At 70.5% G+C, this 15,586-nt stretch carries 12 protein-coding genes and 1 pseudogene; 11 read left to right on the top strand and 2 right to left on the bottom strand.

From position 1 onward, the window contains the following. The first annotated feature begins 6 nt into the window (after window positions 1–6). Together AB0I10_RS33235 and AB0I10_RS33230 are read left to right on the top strand one after the other, a co-directional pair. On the top strand, window positions 7–1,422 hold the full coding sequence (locus AB0I10_RS33235; protein ID WP_363156401.1) for a HAMP domain-containing sensor histidine kinase: 1,416 nt from the start codon (window positions 7–9) through the stop codon (window positions 1,420–1,422). A 237-nt stretch (window positions 1,423–1,659) separates the two neighbouring features. Further along, complete coding sequence (locus tag AB0I10_RS33230; protein ID WP_363156400.1) at window positions 1,660–1,863, top strand: cold-shock protein; 204 nt, start codon at window positions 1,660–1,662, stop codon at window positions 1,861–1,863. Between the two features lie 155 nt (window positions 1,864–2,018). On the opposite strand, the gene AB0I10_RS33225 is transcribed toward AB0I10_RS33230, so the two are convergent. Then, window positions 2,019–3,017 carry a TAXI family TRAP transporter solute-binding subunit gene (locus AB0I10_RS33225; protein ID WP_363156399.1) on the bottom strand — a complete coding sequence of 333 codons (999 nt, stop codon included), beginning with the start codon at window positions 3,015–3,017 and terminating at the stop codon, window positions 2,019–2,021. A 226-nt stretch (window positions 3,018–3,243) separates the two neighbouring features. Further along, the gene (locus AB0I10_RS33220) at window positions 3,244–3,903 is read right to left on the bottom strand and encodes an NAD(P)H-dependent oxidoreductase (protein WP_363156398.1); all 660 of its coding nucleotides are present in this window, start codon (window positions 3,901–3,903) and stop codon (window positions 3,244–3,246) included. A gap of 470 nt (window positions 3,904–4,373) precedes the next feature. Here AB0I10_RS33220 and sbnA point away from each other — a divergent pair, with 470 nt between their 5' ends. The 9 genes and pseudogenes from sbnA to AB0I10_RS33175 all read left to right on the top strand — a co-directional run bounded on the left by sbnA (window position 4,374) and on the right by AB0I10_RS33175 (window position 15,496). Further along, entirely contained in the window at window positions 4,374–5,357 is a 984-nt protein-coding gene (gene sbnA / locus AB0I10_RS33215; protein WP_363156397.1) for a 2,3-diaminopropionate biosynthesis protein SbnA, read from the top strand. Between the two features lie 16 nt (window positions 5,358–5,373). Then, window positions 5,374–6,375, top strand: coding sequence for a 2,3-diaminopropionate biosynthesis protein SbnB (gene sbnB / locus AB0I10_RS33210; RefSeq protein WP_363156396.1), 1,002 nt, complete (start codon window positions 5,374–5,376; stop codon window positions 6,373–6,375). Next, window positions 6,369–8,291: an FAD/NAD(P)-binding protein gene (locus AB0I10_RS33205; RefSeq protein ID WP_363156395.1), complete on the top strand. Its 1,923-nt coding sequence runs from the start codon at window positions 6,369–6,371 to the stop codon at window positions 8,289–8,291. Before sbnB ends, AB0I10_RS33205 begins: the two co-directional genes overlap by 7 nt. Then, entirely contained in the window at window positions 8,288–9,490 is a 1,203-nt protein-coding gene (locus AB0I10_RS33200) for a PLP-dependent aspartate aminotransferase family protein (protein WP_363156394.1), read from the top strand. Before AB0I10_RS33205 ends, AB0I10_RS33200 begins: the two co-directional genes overlap by 4 nt. A 98-nt stretch (window positions 9,491–9,588) precedes the next feature. Next, window positions 9,589–10,827, top strand: coding sequence for a benzoate/H(+) symporter BenE family transporter (locus AB0I10_RS33195; protein ID WP_363156415.1), 1,239 nt, complete (start codon window positions 9,589–9,591; stop codon window positions 10,825–10,827). Window positions 10,828–10,913: 86 nt separating this feature from the next. Then, window positions 10,914–11,852: pseudogene (locus AB0I10_RS33190) on the top strand (hydroxyacid dehydrogenase); the annotation flags it as partial. A gap of 151 nt (window positions 11,853–12,003) precedes the next feature. Beyond that, window positions 12,004–13,122, top strand: coding sequence for a hypothetical protein (locus AB0I10_RS33185; RefSeq protein ID WP_363156393.1), 1,119 nt, complete (start codon window positions 12,004–12,006; stop codon window positions 13,120–13,122). A gap of 94 nt (window positions 13,123–13,216) precedes the next feature. Further along, window positions 13,217–14,740 carry a tRNA (N6-isopentenyl adenosine(37)-C2)-methylthiotransferase MiaB gene (miaB, locus tag AB0I10_RS33180; RefSeq protein WP_363156392.1) on the top strand — a complete coding sequence of 508 codons (1,524 nt, stop codon included), beginning with the start codon at window positions 13,217–13,219 and terminating at the stop codon, window positions 14,738–14,740. A 45-nt stretch (window positions 14,741–14,785) separates the two neighbouring features. After that, window positions 14,786–15,496, top strand: a complete 711-nt coding sequence (locus AB0I10_RS33175; protein WP_363156391.1) for a class III extradiol dioxygenase subunit B-like domain-containing protein — start codon at window positions 14,786–14,788, stop codon at window positions 15,494–15,496. Window positions 15,497–15,586: the final 90 nt, after the last annotated feature.

Raw genomic sequence — 15,586 nt, 5'->3', positions numbered from 1 at the left:
GAGCACGTGCGCACCCGACTCCTCCCGCTCCTCATCGTCCTCATGGCCGGTGTGCTGCTCGCGCTCGGCATCCCGCTCGGCGTGATCACGGCCGGTGTGGAACAGCAGCGGGTCGTCGTCGACCGGATCGACGACTCCGCGCGGTTCGCGTCGCTCGCCCAGTTCGTCACCGCCCGCCCCGAGTCGGCCACCGCCACCAAAAGCCCCGACGAGGACGAGCGGCGCGCGACCCTCAGCGCCGAGCTGGCGCGCTACCACGACCTCTACGGCATCCGCGCCGGCGTCTTCTACCGCGATCACACCCCGATGGCGCGCGCCCCGGAGGACCTGCCGGTGCCCCGCGAAGGCGAGGGCGCCCAGGCCTTCAGTGAGGCGCTGGCCGGCCGTCGCAGCCACGATCCGCACCAGATCTGGCCCTGGGACACCGGTGGCCGCATCCCGGTCGCCTCCCCGGTCATCCGCGACGGTGACGTGGTTGCCGTCGTCGTCACCGACTCGCCCACCGACCAGCTGCGCTCGCGCATCCTGCACGGCTGGCTGCTGATCGCCGCGGGCGAGTTCGCGGCCATGCTCGTCGCCGTCGCCGCGGCCTTCCGCCTCACCGGCTGGGTGCTGCGCCCCGTACGGGTGCTGGACGTCGCCAGCCACGACATCGCCACCGGCCGGCTGAAATCCCGCGTCGCCGCCACCGCGGGACCGCCCGAACTCCGCCGGCTGGCCCGCTCGTTCAACGAGATGGCCGACAACGTCGAAGAAGTCCTGGAACAGCAGCGCGCCTTCGTCGCGGACGCCTCCCACCAGCTGCGCAATCCGCTCGCCGCGCTCCTGCTGCGCATCGAGCTGCTGGCCCTCGAACTCCCCGACGGCAACGAGGAGATCGCCGCGGTCCGCACCGAGGGCAAACGGCTGGCCCGGGTCCTGGACGACCTCCTCGACCTCGCGCTCGCCGAACACGCCCCCGCCGACCTCCAGCTCACCGATGTCGCGGCGCTCGCCGCGGAACGCGTCGACTCCTGGCGCCCGCTCGCCGACGACAAGGGCGTCCGCCTGAGGTACGAGGGCCTCAGTGCGGTCACCGGCTGGGCCGACCCGGTTGCCCTCTCCAGCGCCCTGGACGCCGTCGTCGACAACGCCCTGAAGTTCACCCCGCCCGGCGAGCCGGTCACCGTGGACGTCGCACCGGACGGCGAGAGCGTCCGTATCACCGTCGCCGACCGCGGCCCCGGCCTGGCCGACGACGAGCTCGCCCGGGTCGGCGACCGCTTCTGGCGCAGCGGCCGCCACCAGAACGTCTCCGGCTCCGGCCTCGGCCTGTCGATCACCCGCGCGCTGCTCGCCGCGGGCGGCGCCACCATCGCCTACGCACCGCATCCGCCGCACGGTCTCCAGGTCACCGTCACCGTGCCGCGCACCGCGCCCTGAGCGCCGGACCGTCCCTGCTGGTCCGCCTGGTCCGCCTGGTCCGCCTGGTCCGTCCGGCACCTGTGCTACGGTGGGCAACGTTGCAGTTGTGGTACCCATGAAATTCGTGCGCGCCCGGAGGCTTGTAGCCCCGGGCGTTCCTTGTTTTTCCGGACGTGTTCCGGTGTCGGGCGATCATCTCGGCGACGGGGAGGCCGCGCAGTGTGGTCTCCGGTTTGCCCCATGAAGGAGAAAATTATGGCTTCCGGCACCGTGAAGTGGTTCAACTCGGAAAAGGGCTTCGGCTTCATCGAGCAGGACGGCGGCGGCCCCGACGTCTTCGCCCACTACTCGAACATCGCCGCCCAGGGCTTCCGTGAGCTCCTCGAGGGCCAGAAGGTCACCTTCGACGTGACCCAGGGCCCCAAGGGCCCGCAGGCGGAGAACATCGTTTCCGCCTGACGCACCACGCGTCCCGCGACGGGGCCCGCACCGGCCACACCGGTGCGGGCCCCGTCCCGTTTCCGCACCCGGGCCCAGCGGCGGGCTCAGGCCTTGTCCGCCACGTGATGCAGGGCTTGCGCGCTCCGTGATCCAAGGCTTGACCGACATGTGATTCAGGGCTTGACCGACACGTAATAGCGCCGCGCCCCCTGGTGCAGGGCCAGCGGATCGGTGAACACCGCCGTCCGCAGGTCCACCTTCTGCGCGGCGTGCACCTCATGCCCGATCCGGTCCCGGCTCTTGATGACCGTACGGGTGATGCCCTCCGTCAGCGCGGCATCCTCCCGGTCCGTCGTCACCAGCAGGTTCGCCACCGCGATCGTCTTCACCGCCTGCCCGTCCTGGGCCTTCGGGTAGGCGTCCGCGGGCATCACCGCCGCCCGGTAGTAGTGGGTCCGGTCGCCCTGCCGGTGCAGCGCCTCGCTCAGATCCCCGAGCTGCACCAGCCGCACCGGGAACCTGTCCACCAGATGCTGCACCGCCGTGGTCGGCAGCCCGCCCGACCAGAAGAACGCGTCCAGCTTGCCGCGCTCCAGCAGCGTGGGCATCTGGTCGATGCCGACCCGCACCGGCTCGATGTCCTTGTCGAAGTCCAGCCCCGCCGCCTCCAGCAGCCGCCGGGTGATCAGCTGTACGCCGGAGCCGTCCGTCCCGACACCCACCCGCAGCCGCCGCAGCCCCTTGGCCGAGCGCACCCCGGAATTCTTCGGCACCACCAGCTGCATGTAGTCGTCGTACAGCCGCGCACACGCCCGCAGCCGGTCCGCACCCCGCTCGCCCCTGCTCCGGTACGTCGACACCGCGTCCGCCGTCGCTATCGCGAATTCCGCGCGCCCGGCCACCAGCTGCCGCAGATTGTCGATCGACCCCTCGCTCCGCCTCAGCCGCAGATCCACGTCCGGCATATCGCGCGCCAGATCCTGCTTCAGCAGCTCCCCGTAGCGCGCGTAGACCCCGGTCGGCAGCCCTGTGGCCAGCGTCACCTTCCCCCCGGGCGACGGCTCACCCCCCATCGACAACAGCCACCACACCAGCACCCCGAGCCCGGCCAGCGCCGCAATGGCCGCCTGGAGTGCCCGGCGGCCGGCTATGTGGGGAAGTGCTGTGACCATGGGCGGGATCCTGCCAGGCCCGGAGCGGGAGCGGGAGGGGCGGGGGGCACGGCGCGAGGACGACGTCGGGTTCGAGGGGCGCATGGGCGCGCTCGTGCCGCAGGTGTCTCCGGGGCTTCGCGGTCGTTCGTCGGGGCCACCGGACCATGGGATCCGCCGTGACGCTTGGTCGCTGCCGTTCCGGTGCCGCCGATCCATGGTCCGGTCGCGACGCCTCCGACAGTGGTCAGTCCTCCGCCCGCTGTGTGACGGGCGCCTCGGTGCGGTCGCCCAGGAACTCGTACCACCGGCGCTCCAGGCACACGTACCGCACATCGGCTTCGACGAGGCTGAGGAACGCGGTGACGGTTTCGGTAAGACGTTGTTGCAGCCCGGAGTCGGTCAGCTGCCCGTCCGCGGTGAAGCCCTGATGGGCCCTGGCAAGGCTGAACATATCCGGATAGACGCGCGTGCCGAGGTGCTCCAGGGGGACTCTCAGCGCCCACAACCCGCGGTTGCCGCCGACCAGTGACGGGGAAGCGGAGACGAGCAGCGCGTGCTTGGTCTTGAACGGTTGCGGCTGGACGCGGGAGACCCAGTCGAGCGCGTTCTTCAGCGCTCCGGGGACGGAGCCGTTGTACTCGGGCGAAGAGATCACGAAGGCGTCGCACCGCTCAAGCCGGTCGCGCAGCGCGAAAGCGCCGTGCGGCAGCCCCTCGGCGGCCTCCACGTCGCCGTCGTACAGAGGCATGTCGAAGTCGCGCATGACCGCGTGGTCGACGGTGGCGCCGGTGTCGGCGACCAGACGGGCCACGAGGGAGGCGAGCCGCGCGTTGGTCGATTCGGCCCGCAGTGCGGCGCCGAAGACAAGCACCCGCAGCGGACCGGGATGGGCGTCCATGGGCATGGGCTGGGTCCTTCCAGTCCGTCCGGCGGAATGGACTCGCGCCCGGCGTGGGCGCCATGCGGACCAGTGTGGTTCCGGTTCGGCGGCTGCGCGATCGGGGCTGGGCCTTCCGGGCCGGAGCGTGCCGTGGTGATCACCGGACTCCGCCGCGTCTTTGGAAGGCGCCCCATCGTCGGCGGCGAGAAACGGAGAGGCATGATTCCGGATAACGCCAGGGCCGGAATCCAGAATTCCACTCGGAATGTTCAATTCGGAACGACATTGACTCGAAAAATGTCCTGGACGATCGGTGTGGATTTATGTGACGATGTAGTAGCCGCGGTTCGGGGGACGCTTAGGCGGCGAACGGGGGGAAGCAAACTCTTCTGCGTGGCTGCGCATGACCAAGCGCGGCCATCACACCCATGGGCCCTCGCATTTCGGCGTGTGTCACGTATCGGCATTCCCGCACTCAAGAGCGTTGGATTCCAGTGATAGCGGAAGAAATCTATGATCTGGTGCTGGATGACGTGTTCATCCGGGTCGATCATCTAGTACCTGGAAGCTCGGTCTTCCTTAAACTTGAGGGCCTCAATCCGGCAGGCTCGGTAAAACTCAAGACGGCCATCGCCCTGGTGGCCCAGGCCGAGGAATCGGGCTGCGAATTCCCGCGTACCCGCCTCATCGAGTCGACGTCGGGAAATCTCGGGGTGGCTCTCGCCATGGTCTGCGCGGCCAAGGGCTACCGGCTGACCTGCGTGACGGATCCCAATGCCAACACCCAGTCGGTGCGCCTGATGAAGGCGCTGGGTGCCGAGGTCGTCATGATCGACGTCCGCGACGGCAACGGCGGCTACCTGCAGTCCCGTATCAACTACATCCAGGATCGCCTGGTGCGCGAGCCCGGCACGTACTGGCTGAACCAGTACGCGAACCCGGCCGGCCCGCAGGCGCACCACGACCGTACCGGCCGTTCCATCTTCGAGGAGATCGGCCATGTCGACTACGCCTTCATCGGGGCCGGCACGACCGGAACGCTGATGGGTTGTGCGGAGTTCTTCCGGCACCACAGCCCGGCCACCCGGATCATCGCCGTCGATGCGGTCGGATCCGTATCCTTCGGCGGTCCGCCGGCCCGGCGCCATATCCCGGGGCTCGGCACCAGCAGACGTCCGGAAATCCTCGACGAGGGAAAAGTCGACGAGGTCGTGATGATTTCCGAGATGGACGCAGTGGAGATGTGCCGAACGCTTGCCGAAGAGCGCGGAATCCTGCTCGGCGGATCCAGTGGAACGGTGCTTTCCGCAGTTCAGGAAAAAGCCAAGGAGATTCCCGAGGGAAGCGTTGTGGTAGCCGTCTCGCCGGACTTCGGAGAGCGCTATCTGGAGACGATCTACGACGACTCCTGGGTGGCCGACCGATGGCCGGAACTCATGTACCCAGAAATCTCAGAAATTTCTCAGGCCGGCGCCTGAGGAGAGGTGTAACTCTATGTTTGACTTCGATGTGGTAGCCGGCGAGACCGTGCGCAAGGTGCTGAGTGAAAAGCGGTCCGAGGTCCTCGGCATCGTGAGCCGGGCCTATCGCAGCCATGAGGCCGGAGAGAGCGTCAACCCTGACAGCTACTTCCTCCGGTTCCCGGAGAAGCCCGACTCGCGGATCATCGCCCTGCCCGCCTACCTCGGCGCCGACGTCCAGCTCGCGGGCATCAAATGGATCGCCAGCTTTCCCCAGAACACCAAGGCCGGAAAGCCCCGCGCCTCGGCCGTGCTCATCCTCAACGACTATGAGACCGGCTACCCGGTCGCATGTCTCGAAGCCGCGAACATCAGCGCCGCCCGCACGGCCGCGTCCGCCGCCGTCGCGGCAACGACGCTGCGTCCGGGCGGCTTTGAGGGCACGCGCATCGCAGTCGTCGGCGGCGGCGTCATCGCCCGCAACATCTGCGACTACCTCCAGGCCGCCGGCTGCGCTCCGGACGCCTACCTCGTGCACGACCTCCACGAGGAGTCCGGCCAGGCCCTCGTCGAGCATCTGCGCACCACCCAGCAGCGGCCCGCCTCGTTCACCGCAGACCTGGGCACCGCGCTGGAGGCCGAGACCGTCGTCTTCGCCACCACCGCGCTGGAGCCGTACGTCACCACGCCGTTCAAGCCCGGCCAGCTCGTGCTGAACATCTCGCTGCGGGACCTCGCGCCCGAGGTGGTGCTGGCGGCGGACAACATCCTCGACGACGTCGACCACTGCCTGAAGGCCAACACCTCGCCCCACCTGGCCGAGCAGCTGACCGGCTCGCGGGACTTCGTCAACGGCACGCTCGCCGGAGTTCTCAACGGCGAGGTGTCCCTGGCCGAGAACCGGCCGGTGATCTTCTCGCCGTTCGGCCTCGGCGTCCTCGACCTGGCGGTCGGCGCGTACGTCCTGGAGCAGGCCCGCGCGTCGGGCTCGACCCTCGCGGTCCCCAACTTCTTCGGGGAGACGCGTCGATGGTGACCACAGAGCACACGACGAGGGCGACCACAGAGCCCATAACGACCACCGAAGCGGGCCCGCGGAACTCCGAGCGGCACCCCACCCTCGCGATCGTGGGCGCCGGATCGCGAGGGCTGGGCATCGTGGAGCGGCTCATCGGCCACTGCCTGGCGGATCCCTTCCCGGTCACCGTCCACCTCGTGGACCCCCAGCCCCTCGGCCCCGGATTCCACCGCCAGGACCAGCCCGACCACCTCCTGCTGAACACGGTGTGCACGCAGGTCACCGCCTTCGCGGACGAGGAGATGGTGGACGGCCCCACGGGGGTGGGCGGCCCTTCGCTGTACGAGTGGTGCCGCGAACGGGAGTTGCGCCTGGGGCCTGACGGATACACCGTCCGGACGGGGGACGGACGGGAGATCCGGCCGAACGACTTCCTGCCCCGGCGGCTGCTGAGCGAATACCTCACCTGGGCCGCCGAGCGCATCGTCGCCGCGGCACCTCCTGGCTTCGGCCTGATACGGCACGTCGCGACGGCCGTCGACATCCAGCCCGGACCTGACGGCGGGGAGACCGTCGTCCTCGACGACGGCACCCGCCTGGCGGCCGACACGGTGTTCGTGACCGTCGGACACCACTCGCTCCACCTGCCGGCCGAACCGGCGGACGAGCCACGGCTCATCACCCGCCCCTACCCGCTGCCCGCGGCCCTCGACAGCATCGCCCCCGGCGACGATGTCGCGGTCCTGGGCATGGGGCTGACCGCCATGGACGTGATCGCCGCTCTGACCCTGGGGCGCGGTGGCCGGCACGAGCCGGCGGACGACGGCGGGCTGCGTTACGTACCCGGCGGCCGCGAGCCGCGGATCGTGCTGGCCAACCGGTCCGGGCTGCCCTCGCGCAGCCGCCCGCACCTCAACCCGGGCCGGGTCCGCTTCGCCCCCCTCGCACTGACGCCGGACCGGCTCCGGGCCCTGCGCCAGGCGCGCGACGGCGGTCGGCTCAACTTCGCCGAAGATGTCCTGCCGTTGGTCGAGGCCGAGATGGAACTTGCCTACTACCGGGCCGCATTGGCCCGGAAGATCGGCGATGCCACCGGAGCAGGCGCGGAACTGGCCCGCCGCGTGGCCGCGTCGGGCTGTGACGGGGCGCTGGCCACCGTACGCGAGGAGTTCGGGCCCTACCCGCTGCGCGGGGTGCTCGCCGAGCAACTCACCGACCGTCCGTGGCGCGACCAGGGTGAGTACGCCGACTGGTTCACCGCCCAGGTCGGCGCGGACCTGGCGGAGGCCCGCGAGGGGCTGGGCGCCAGCCCCGTCAAGGAAGCCCTGGAAGTACTGCGCGACCATCGCGACGCCCTCCGGGCGGTCATCGACGCCCCGGGTGTGGACGACGCCTCGCTGGAGTACTTCTTCGGGGAGTTCACCTCCACGGTCAACCGTCTGGTGATCGGCCCGCAGCTGGACCGGTCGGCGGAGCTGCTGTCGCTGTTGGACGCCGGAGTGCTCCGGCTCGGCCCCGGCCCGCGGCCCAAGGTCATCGCCCCGGCCGGACAGGGCCCCTGGCGGCTGGAGTCCACCTGCCTGGCCCGGCCCGAGAGCATCGAGGTGGGTCACGTCGTGCATGCGCATGTCGCCGAGCCGGGCGCGGACCAGCTCCCCGCCTCCCTGCTCGGCCACCTCGTCGCGGCCGGCCGCGTCTCCACCCTGGCCGCCCGCGGCAGCCGGGTCCCGGGGCTCACCGTCACCCGCGAAGGTCAGGGCATCGGCCCTGCCGGGGACGTGCGCCCCACGCTGTTCTTCCTCGGTCCGCACACCGAAGGATCCAGCTACTACAACCACTACGTCCCGTCGCCCGGCGCGCCGTCCCGCGCGCTGAAAGACGCCGAACTCGCCCTCCGTACCGCACTTCCCGCCCTCACCGTGAGGACATCATGAGCAACCGCGAGACCTACACTCCCTGGACCCGTGAGTACCGCGTCGAGACCCGAGCCGCACAGGGCGACGGCTGGCGCTGCCCGACGACCGGAGCCGTACCGCCGCCCGTCAGCATGGGCGCGACCTTCGCCCGCGACGAGCAGTACCGCACCCCCGCCGGCCTCGCCTATCTGCGCGACCAGGGCACCCCTGGCTATGAGCAGCTGGAGGGCGTCGTTGCCGGGCTGGAGGGCGGCTCCGACGCGCTGGTGTTCTCCTCCGGCATGGCCGCCGCCACCGCCGTCTTCCAGGTCCTGCCGGCCGGGGCGCGTGTGGTGGTGCCCCAGACCATGTACTTCGGGCTCACCAAGTGGCTGCTCGAATTCGGTCCGCAGCGCGGCCTGGAGGTCGTCCGCGTCCCCATGGACGACCTGGACGCGGTGGCCGAGGCGGTGAACGCCGCGCCGACCGCCCTGCTGTGGGCGGAATCCCCGGCGAACCCCACCTGGCTGGTGACGGACCTGGCGGCCTGTGCCGACATCGCGCACCGGGCCGGCGCCCTCTTCGGCGTGGACAACACCGTTCCCACCCCGGTGCACACCCGGCCCTTCGACCTCGGCGCCGACCTGATCATGCACTCCGGTACGAAGTACCTGAACGGCCACAACGACGTGGTGGCGGGACTCCTCGTGGCCGCGCCGGATCGCACCGACGAACACCAGGCCCTCTGGGAGCGGCTGAGCCTGCACCGCCGTCTGACCGGTCCGATCCTCGGCCCCTGGGAGGCGTATCTGCTGCTGCGCGGGATACGTACGCTCTACCCGCGCATGCGGCAGATTTCGGCCACGGCCATGGCGCTGGCCGAGCACTTCTCCGAGCACCCGCTGGTGAGCCGGGTCGCCTACCCCGGCCTGCCCGGCGACCCGGGGCACAAGGTCGCCTCCCAGCAGATGACCGGCGGATACAGCGGAATGCTCTCGCTGCACATCGCCGGGGACTGGCAGCGCTCGCTGCGCGCGGCCGAACACTGCGAACTGTTCATTCGGGCCACGTCCTTGGGCGGTGTGGAAAGTCTGATCGAACACCGCTACACATTCGAGGGACCGGACAGCACTTCACCCAAGGACATGCTCCGGCTGTCCATCGGCCTAGAGGACCCTGCCGACCTCGTGGCCGATCTGGAGCAGGCACTGGAACGCGCCGCGAAGGACGTACTTTGAGCTCTGAGAGCAGCAACACCAGCACTACCGCCAACACCAGCACTACCGCCAACACCAGCACTACCGCCAACACCAGCACTACCGCCAACACCGGCACCATCGACGTATCCCCCGCCGACCCGTCGACCGGGCAGGGCGAACCCCCCGGCCGTCCGGGTCTGTTGCGGGACATGTCGCTGTCCGCGGTCCTCGCGGGGTTCGTGGCCGTCGTGGTCTCGTACTCCGGACCGCTGGTCATCGTGCTCGCCGCCGCCGCGGCCGGGCACCTGGACAAGGCGCAGACCGGCTCCTGGGTCTGGGCCATCTCGATAGGCAGCGGCCTGACCTGCATCGGGCTCAGTCTGCGCACGAAGATGCCGGTCATCACCGCCTGGTCGACGCCCGGTGCCGCCCTGCTGGTCACCAGCCTGGGAGCCTACTCGTACGCGGAGGCCATCGGGGCGTTCATCGTCACCGGCGTGGTGATCACTCTGGTCGGACTGACCGGCGTGTTCGGCTGGCTCATGCGACAGGTGCCCACGGCGGTGGTCTCCGCCATGCTCGCGGGCATCCTCTTCTCCTTCGGCACCGGCGTCTTCGCCTCGCTGAAGACCGCGCCGTGGATCGCCGGGGCCGTACTCCTGGCCTATCTGCTCGGCAAGCGATGGCTGCCCCGCTACGCGGTGCTGATCGCGCTCGCCGCGGGCGTGGCGGCCGCCGCCGCCACCTCGCGCCTGGCCATTCACCTGGACAGCATCGAGCTGGCCCGCCCGGTGCTCACCACACCCGAGTTCTCGGTCGCCTCGCTCATCGGCATCGCGGTGCCCATGATCCTGGCGACCCTGGCCTCGCAGAACGCACCCGGCATGGCGGTGCTCACCGCTTCCGGATACCAGCCCAAGGACCGGCTGCTGATCGGCTCGACCGGCCTGGTCTCCACCGCCCTCGCCCCCTTCGGCTCCCACGCCATCAACCTCGCGGCCATCACCGCCGCGATCTGCACCGGACCCGAATCCCACCGCGACCCCAAGCGCCGCTACATCGCCGGCGTCGCATGCGGGGCGTTCTACCTCCTGATCGGAGCCTTCGGCACCACCCTCGTGGTCTTCTTCGCGGGCCTGCCGAAGGAACTGGTCGCCGCCATCGCCGGCGTCGCTCTCTTCGGGGCGCTGGCCGGCGGCCTGAGCGGAGCGGTCAAGGAGGAGAAGGACCGGGAGGCCGCCCTGATCACCTTCCTGGCCACCGCCTCGGGAGTCACCCTCTTCGGCATCGGATCGGCCTTCTGGGGGCTGGTGTTCGGTGTCGCAGCCCATCTCGTACTGACCCGCTGGCGCAGCACCCGATCCGCCGACAGCTGATCCCCACGGGAAACGGCCGCCCCGGACATCCGGCCGGGGCGGCCGCTCCATGCGCCCCAGCGCCCCTTCCACGACAGGACGTTCTCATGAGCAAGCCCGTCATCCTCCTCGCCGACCGGCTCTCGCCCGCCACCGTCGACGCCCTCGGCCCCGCATACGAGATCCGCCACTGCGACGGCACACAGCGCGCCGAGCTCCTGGCACAGATCGCCGGGGCCGACGCCCTGCTGGTACGCAGCGCCACGCAGGTCGACGCCGAAGTCATCGCCGCCGCACCCGGTTTGAAGGTCGTCGGCCGGGCCGGGGTCGGGCTCGACAACATCGACGTACCCGCCGCGACCGCCGCCGGTGTGCTGGTGGTCAACGCACCCACCGCCAACATCGTCAGCGCCGCGGAGATGACCTGCGCGCTCCTGCTCGCCGTGGCCCGCAACATCCCTCAGGCCGACGCGACACTGAAGAACGGCCGGTGGGAGCGCGGCCGGTTCACCGGCACCGAGCTGTCCGGGAAGGTCCTGGGCGTGGTGGGCCTGGGCCGTATCGGGCTGCTGGTGGCCCAGCGCATGGCCGCGTTCGGCATGGAGGTGATCGCCCATGATCCGTACGTGGCGCCCGAGCGGGCCACGGCACACGGCATCGAGCCGGTGACGCTGGACGAACTCCTCACCCGCTGCGACTTCATCACCGTCCATCTGCCCAAGACCGCGGAGACCATCGGGCTGATCGGGCACGAGGAGCTCCAGCAGGTCAAGCCGTCGGTACGCATCGTCAACGTCGCCCGCGGCGGCATCGTGGACGAGGACGCCCTGCACGCGGCCCTCGCGGAGGGGCGGGTGGCCGGCGCCGCGCTCGACGTGTACGCCAAGGAGCCGTGCACCGACTCGCCGCTGTTCGCCCTCGACAATGTCGTCGCCACCCCCCATCTCGGCGCCGGCACCGAGGAGGCCCAGGAGAAGGCCGGCGTGTTCGTCGCCCGCTCCGTCGCCCTCGCACTGGCGGGCGAGCCGGTGCCGGACGCGGCCAACGCTCCGGAGCGGGCACTGAGCATGCGGGCCTGAGACGCCGGGCACCCGGGCGCTGCCGGGGACGGGGCGGGGGAGGGGCCGGCCGGGATGGATTGTCAGACCCGGCGGGCACACTGGCTCAGTCAGTGGGCGTCTGGGAGGGGAGAGGGCAATGCGGACTGTGCTGGACGGGGAAGTGCATGTTCACTACGGCCAGATCTATGTCGAGAGTGGCGAGGACGACTGTGATCTGCACGAGTCCTTCGCCGGTCAGGCCAACGGGCTTTGTGGCGGTGCGGTCCCCGGCGGGCTGTTTCTGATCACTGGTCTGCACACCGGCAGCGTCGGATTCACCGTCGAGGTGCACGACCACGCACCGCCGCTGGACGAAGCCTGGGAGGAGATCGTCGAGGTGTCCTTCACACCGGCCTCGGCGGAGACCTTGCTCGTCGAATGGGGAGGCGGCGACTGCTGGCCCCTGCACCTTGAGCAGACCGGCTACCGGGTGCGCTACAGCGGCCACGGGATGGACGAAGCGAGGGAGCTGGATACCAGGCTGGACCCGGAGCCGCAGCGCGACCGGTACCTCCTCCAGTTCTGGCCCGCCCCGCCGGTCGCCGACCGCGTGATCAAGCAGACCAGCCAGAACGCCGCCTACTGGCACGGCGTCGCCCGCGAGCTTCCCCCTCCGCCGTCCCCCGAGGAGCGGGCAGAGGCAAAGCGCCGGGCACGGAAGGCGGAAGAGGCGGAGGCCGAACGCCTGCGTCTGGAGTGGGAGGCGGAGGACTGGGGCGGACGGCTCCCCTGCGAGCGGCTGCGGCAGGTCGGCGGAAACGTGCTGGGCATGGTGGAACTCGACCGCGACCTCGTCGACGCGATCGTCGCCACCCCGTCGGACACCCAGCGAGCGATCGCACGGTGGGCCGCGCGCCGGGCGTACACCCTGGCAGGCCTCTGCGACATCGACTGGATCGCCGCTGCCCTGTCCGCGGCCGAGCGCGGACAACCGCTCCCCGCGCCGTTCGTCGACTTCGAGACGGTCTGGGACGCACTCTGGAGCGAGAAACGCGTACCCGACACGACCGTGCGCTCGCTCGACGGAGCCATCCCCAACATGTCGCAGCAGGCGATGGCCCTGCCCGCTCTCTTCGACGCGGTGGAATCCGACCCGCTGCAGGCTGCGCTGGACGCCCTCTACTCCGCCGCGGCCACCTTCGGTCCCGACCATCCGGCACTGTTCGCCGAGGTTCGCCAAGCATGGCCGGCAGTGGCCGACGCGCCGCCGCATTGAGCAAGGCCGGCGAGGGAGGGCGCGAGCACCAGCGGGTCCGGAGCTGGATCTTGCCGGAGACAAGTCTGCTCGGAGCCGCCTTTACCCTTGTGACATGACCAGCGCCGACCGGAGCCATGCCGTGTGTTCACCTAAAACGTATGCGATCCGCACCTACGGGTGCCAGATGAACGTCCATGACTCCGAGCGGCTGTCGGGCCTGCTGGAGGACGCCGGGTACATCCCCGCGCCCAAGGACGCCGAGGGCGCCGACGTTGTCGTCTTCAACACCTGCGCGGTGCGGGAGAACGCCGACAACCGGCTCTACGGCAACCTGGGGCAGCTCGCCCCGAAGAAGGCCGCGCGGCCGGGCATGCAGATCGCCGTCGGCGGCTGCCTCGCCCAGAAGGACCGCGACACCATCGTCAAGCGGGCCCCCTGGGTCGACGTGGTCTTCGGGACGCACAACATCGGCAAGCTGCCGGTGCTGCTGGAGCGGGCCCGTATCCAGGAGGAGGCGCAGGTCGAGATCGCCGAGTCCCTTGAGGCGTTCCCCTCGACCCTCCCCACCCGCCGCGAGAGCGCCTACGCGGCCTGGGTCTCCATCTCCGTCGGCTGCAACAACACCTGTACCTTCTGTATCGTCCCGGCCCTCCGCGGCAAGGAGAAGGACCGCCGGCCCGGCGACATCCTCGCCGAGGTCGAAGCCCTGGTCGCCGAGGGTGTCAGCGAGATCACCCTGCTCGGCCAGAACGTCAACGCGTACGGCTCCGACATGGGCGACCGCGAGGCGTTCAGCAAGCTGCTGCGGGCCTGCGGCGCGATCGAGGGCCTGGAGCGGGTCCGCTTCACCTCCCCGCACCCCCGCGACTTCACCGACGACGTCATCGCCGCCATGGCCGAGACGCCGAATGTGATGCACCAGCTGCACATGCCGCTGCAGTCCGGTTCAGACCGCGTCCTGAAGGCCATGCGCCGCTCCTACCGCCAGGACCGCTACCTCGGCATCATCGAGAAGGTGCGCGCCGCGATGCCGGACGCCGCCATCTCCACGGACATCATCGTCGGCTTCCCCGGCGAGACCGAGGAGGACTTCGAGCAGACGCTGCACGCCGTACGGGAATCCCGCTTCGCGCAGGCCTTCACCTTCCAGTACTCCAAGCGGCCCGGCACCCCCGCGGCCGACATGGAGGGGCAGATCCCCAAGGCCGTCGTCCAGGAGCGTTACGAGCGCCTGGTCGCCCTCCAGGAGGAGATCTCCTGGGAGGAGAACAAGAAGCAGGTCGGCCGCACCCTGGAGGTCATGGTCGCCGAGGGCGAGGGCCGCAAGGACGACGCCACGCACCGCCTGTCCGGCCGGGCACCCGACAACCGACTCGTGCACTTCACCCGTCCCGAGGAACCGGTTCGCCCCGGCGACATGGTGACCGTGGAGGTCACCTACGCCGCCCCGCACCATCTCCTCGCCGAGGGCCCCGCCCGCGGTGTCCGCCGTACGCGCGCGGGCGACGCCTGGGAGAAGCGCAACGCCACCCCAGCGGAAAAGGCTGAAGCGTCAGGGGGTGTCCTGCTCGGCCTGCCCACCATCGGGGCACCGGCCCCGAGCCCGGCTCCGGCGGCGGGCTGCTGCGGCGACTGAGCGGCGGCAGGTGACAGGGGCCGACCTGGCGTTACGCTGCGTGGCATGCTCGTAGCCGCCGCCATCTGCCCCTGTCCGCCGCTGCTCGTCCCGGAGGTCGCCGCCGGTGCCGCGCCCGAGCTGGACGCGCTGCGCGCCGCCTCCCTGGACGCCGTCGGTGTCCTCGCCGCGGCCCGCCCGGACCGGCTGCTCGTCCTCGGCCCGGCCGAACAGGCGGGCCGGGGCCCGCACCCGCAGGGCTCCACCGGCTCCTTCCGCGGCTTCGGGGTGGACCTCGATGTGTCCCTGGGCGCCGCGGAGAACCCGTCCGAGCGGGAGCTGCCGCCGTCGCTGTCCGTCGGCGCCTGGCTGCTGTCCCGTACGGACTGGGCCGACGCCCCCGTCGAGGGCCTGGGCGTCGGGGAGCCGCTGACCCGCGAGCGGTGCCTGCCGGTGGGCCGGGAGATCGCCACCTCCGCACCCCGGGTGGCGCTCCTGGTGATGGGCGACGGCAGTGCCTGCCGGTCGGTGAAGGCGCCGGGCTACTTCGACGAGCGGGCCGAGGCCTTCGACGCCGAGGCGGCCCGCGCCCTGGGAACCGCCGACATCGCCGCGCTGACCGCACTCGACGAGGAACTGGCCCTGGACCTCCAGGCGTCCGGGCGGGCCTGCTGGCAGGTCCTGGCCGGCGCGGCCCAGGGCGCGGGCCTGCGCGGCGAGCTGCTCCGCGACGAGGCACCGTACGGCGTCGGTTATTTCGTGGCGGCCTGGTCCTAGGTGTATTGACCTGGAGCGTTGTTCACACGGCTGATGGGTGGCTTGCCGTCCAGTGCGGTGTGGCAGCGGTGGTGGTTGTAGGTGTGGAGG

This window comes from Streptomyces sp. NPDC050636, from assembly GCF_040654775.1.
Taxonomy (GTDB): Bacteria; Actinomycetota; Actinomycetes; order Streptomycetales; family Streptomycetaceae; genus Streptomyces.
This window is presented reverse-complemented; position numbering and strand designations above follow the sequence as displayed.

Bases quoted from the DNA above. Each gene is read 5' to 3' on its own strand.
- AB0I10_RS33230 (WP_363156400.1), top strand. From the start codon at position 1,660: ATGGCTTCCGGCACCGTGAAGTGGTTCAACTCGGAAAAGGGCTTCGGC.
- AB0I10_RS33225 (WP_363156399.1), bottom strand. From the start codon at position 3,017: ATGGTCACAGCACTTCCCCACATAGCCGGCCGCCGGGCACTCCAGGCG.
- AB0I10_RS33220 (WP_363156398.1), bottom strand. From the start codon at position 3,903: ATGCCCATGGACGCCCATCCCGGTCCGCTGCGGGTGCTTGTCTTCGGC.
- sbnB (WP_363156396.1), top strand. From the start codon at position 5,374: ATGTTTGACTTCGATGTGGTAGCCGGCGAGACCGTGCGCAAGGTGCTG.
- AB0I10_RS33205 (WP_363156395.1), top strand. From the start codon at position 6,369: ATGGTGACCACAGAGCACACGACGAGGGCGACCACAGAGCCCATAACG.
- AB0I10_RS33200 (WP_363156394.1), top strand. From the start codon at position 8,288: ATGAGCAACCGCGAGACCTACACTCCCTGGACCCGTGAGTACCGCGTC.
- AB0I10_RS33185 (WP_363156393.1), top strand. From the start codon at position 12,004: ATGCGGACTGTGCTGGACGGGGAAGTGCATGTTCACTACGGCCAGATC.
- miaB (WP_363156392.1), top strand. From the start codon at position 13,217: ATGACCAGCGCCGACCGGAGCCATGCCGTGTGTTCACCTAAAACGTAT.
- AB0I10_RS33175 (WP_363156391.1), top strand. From the start codon at position 14,786: ATGCTCGTAGCCGCCGCCATCTGCCCCTGTCCGCCGCTGCTCGTCCCG.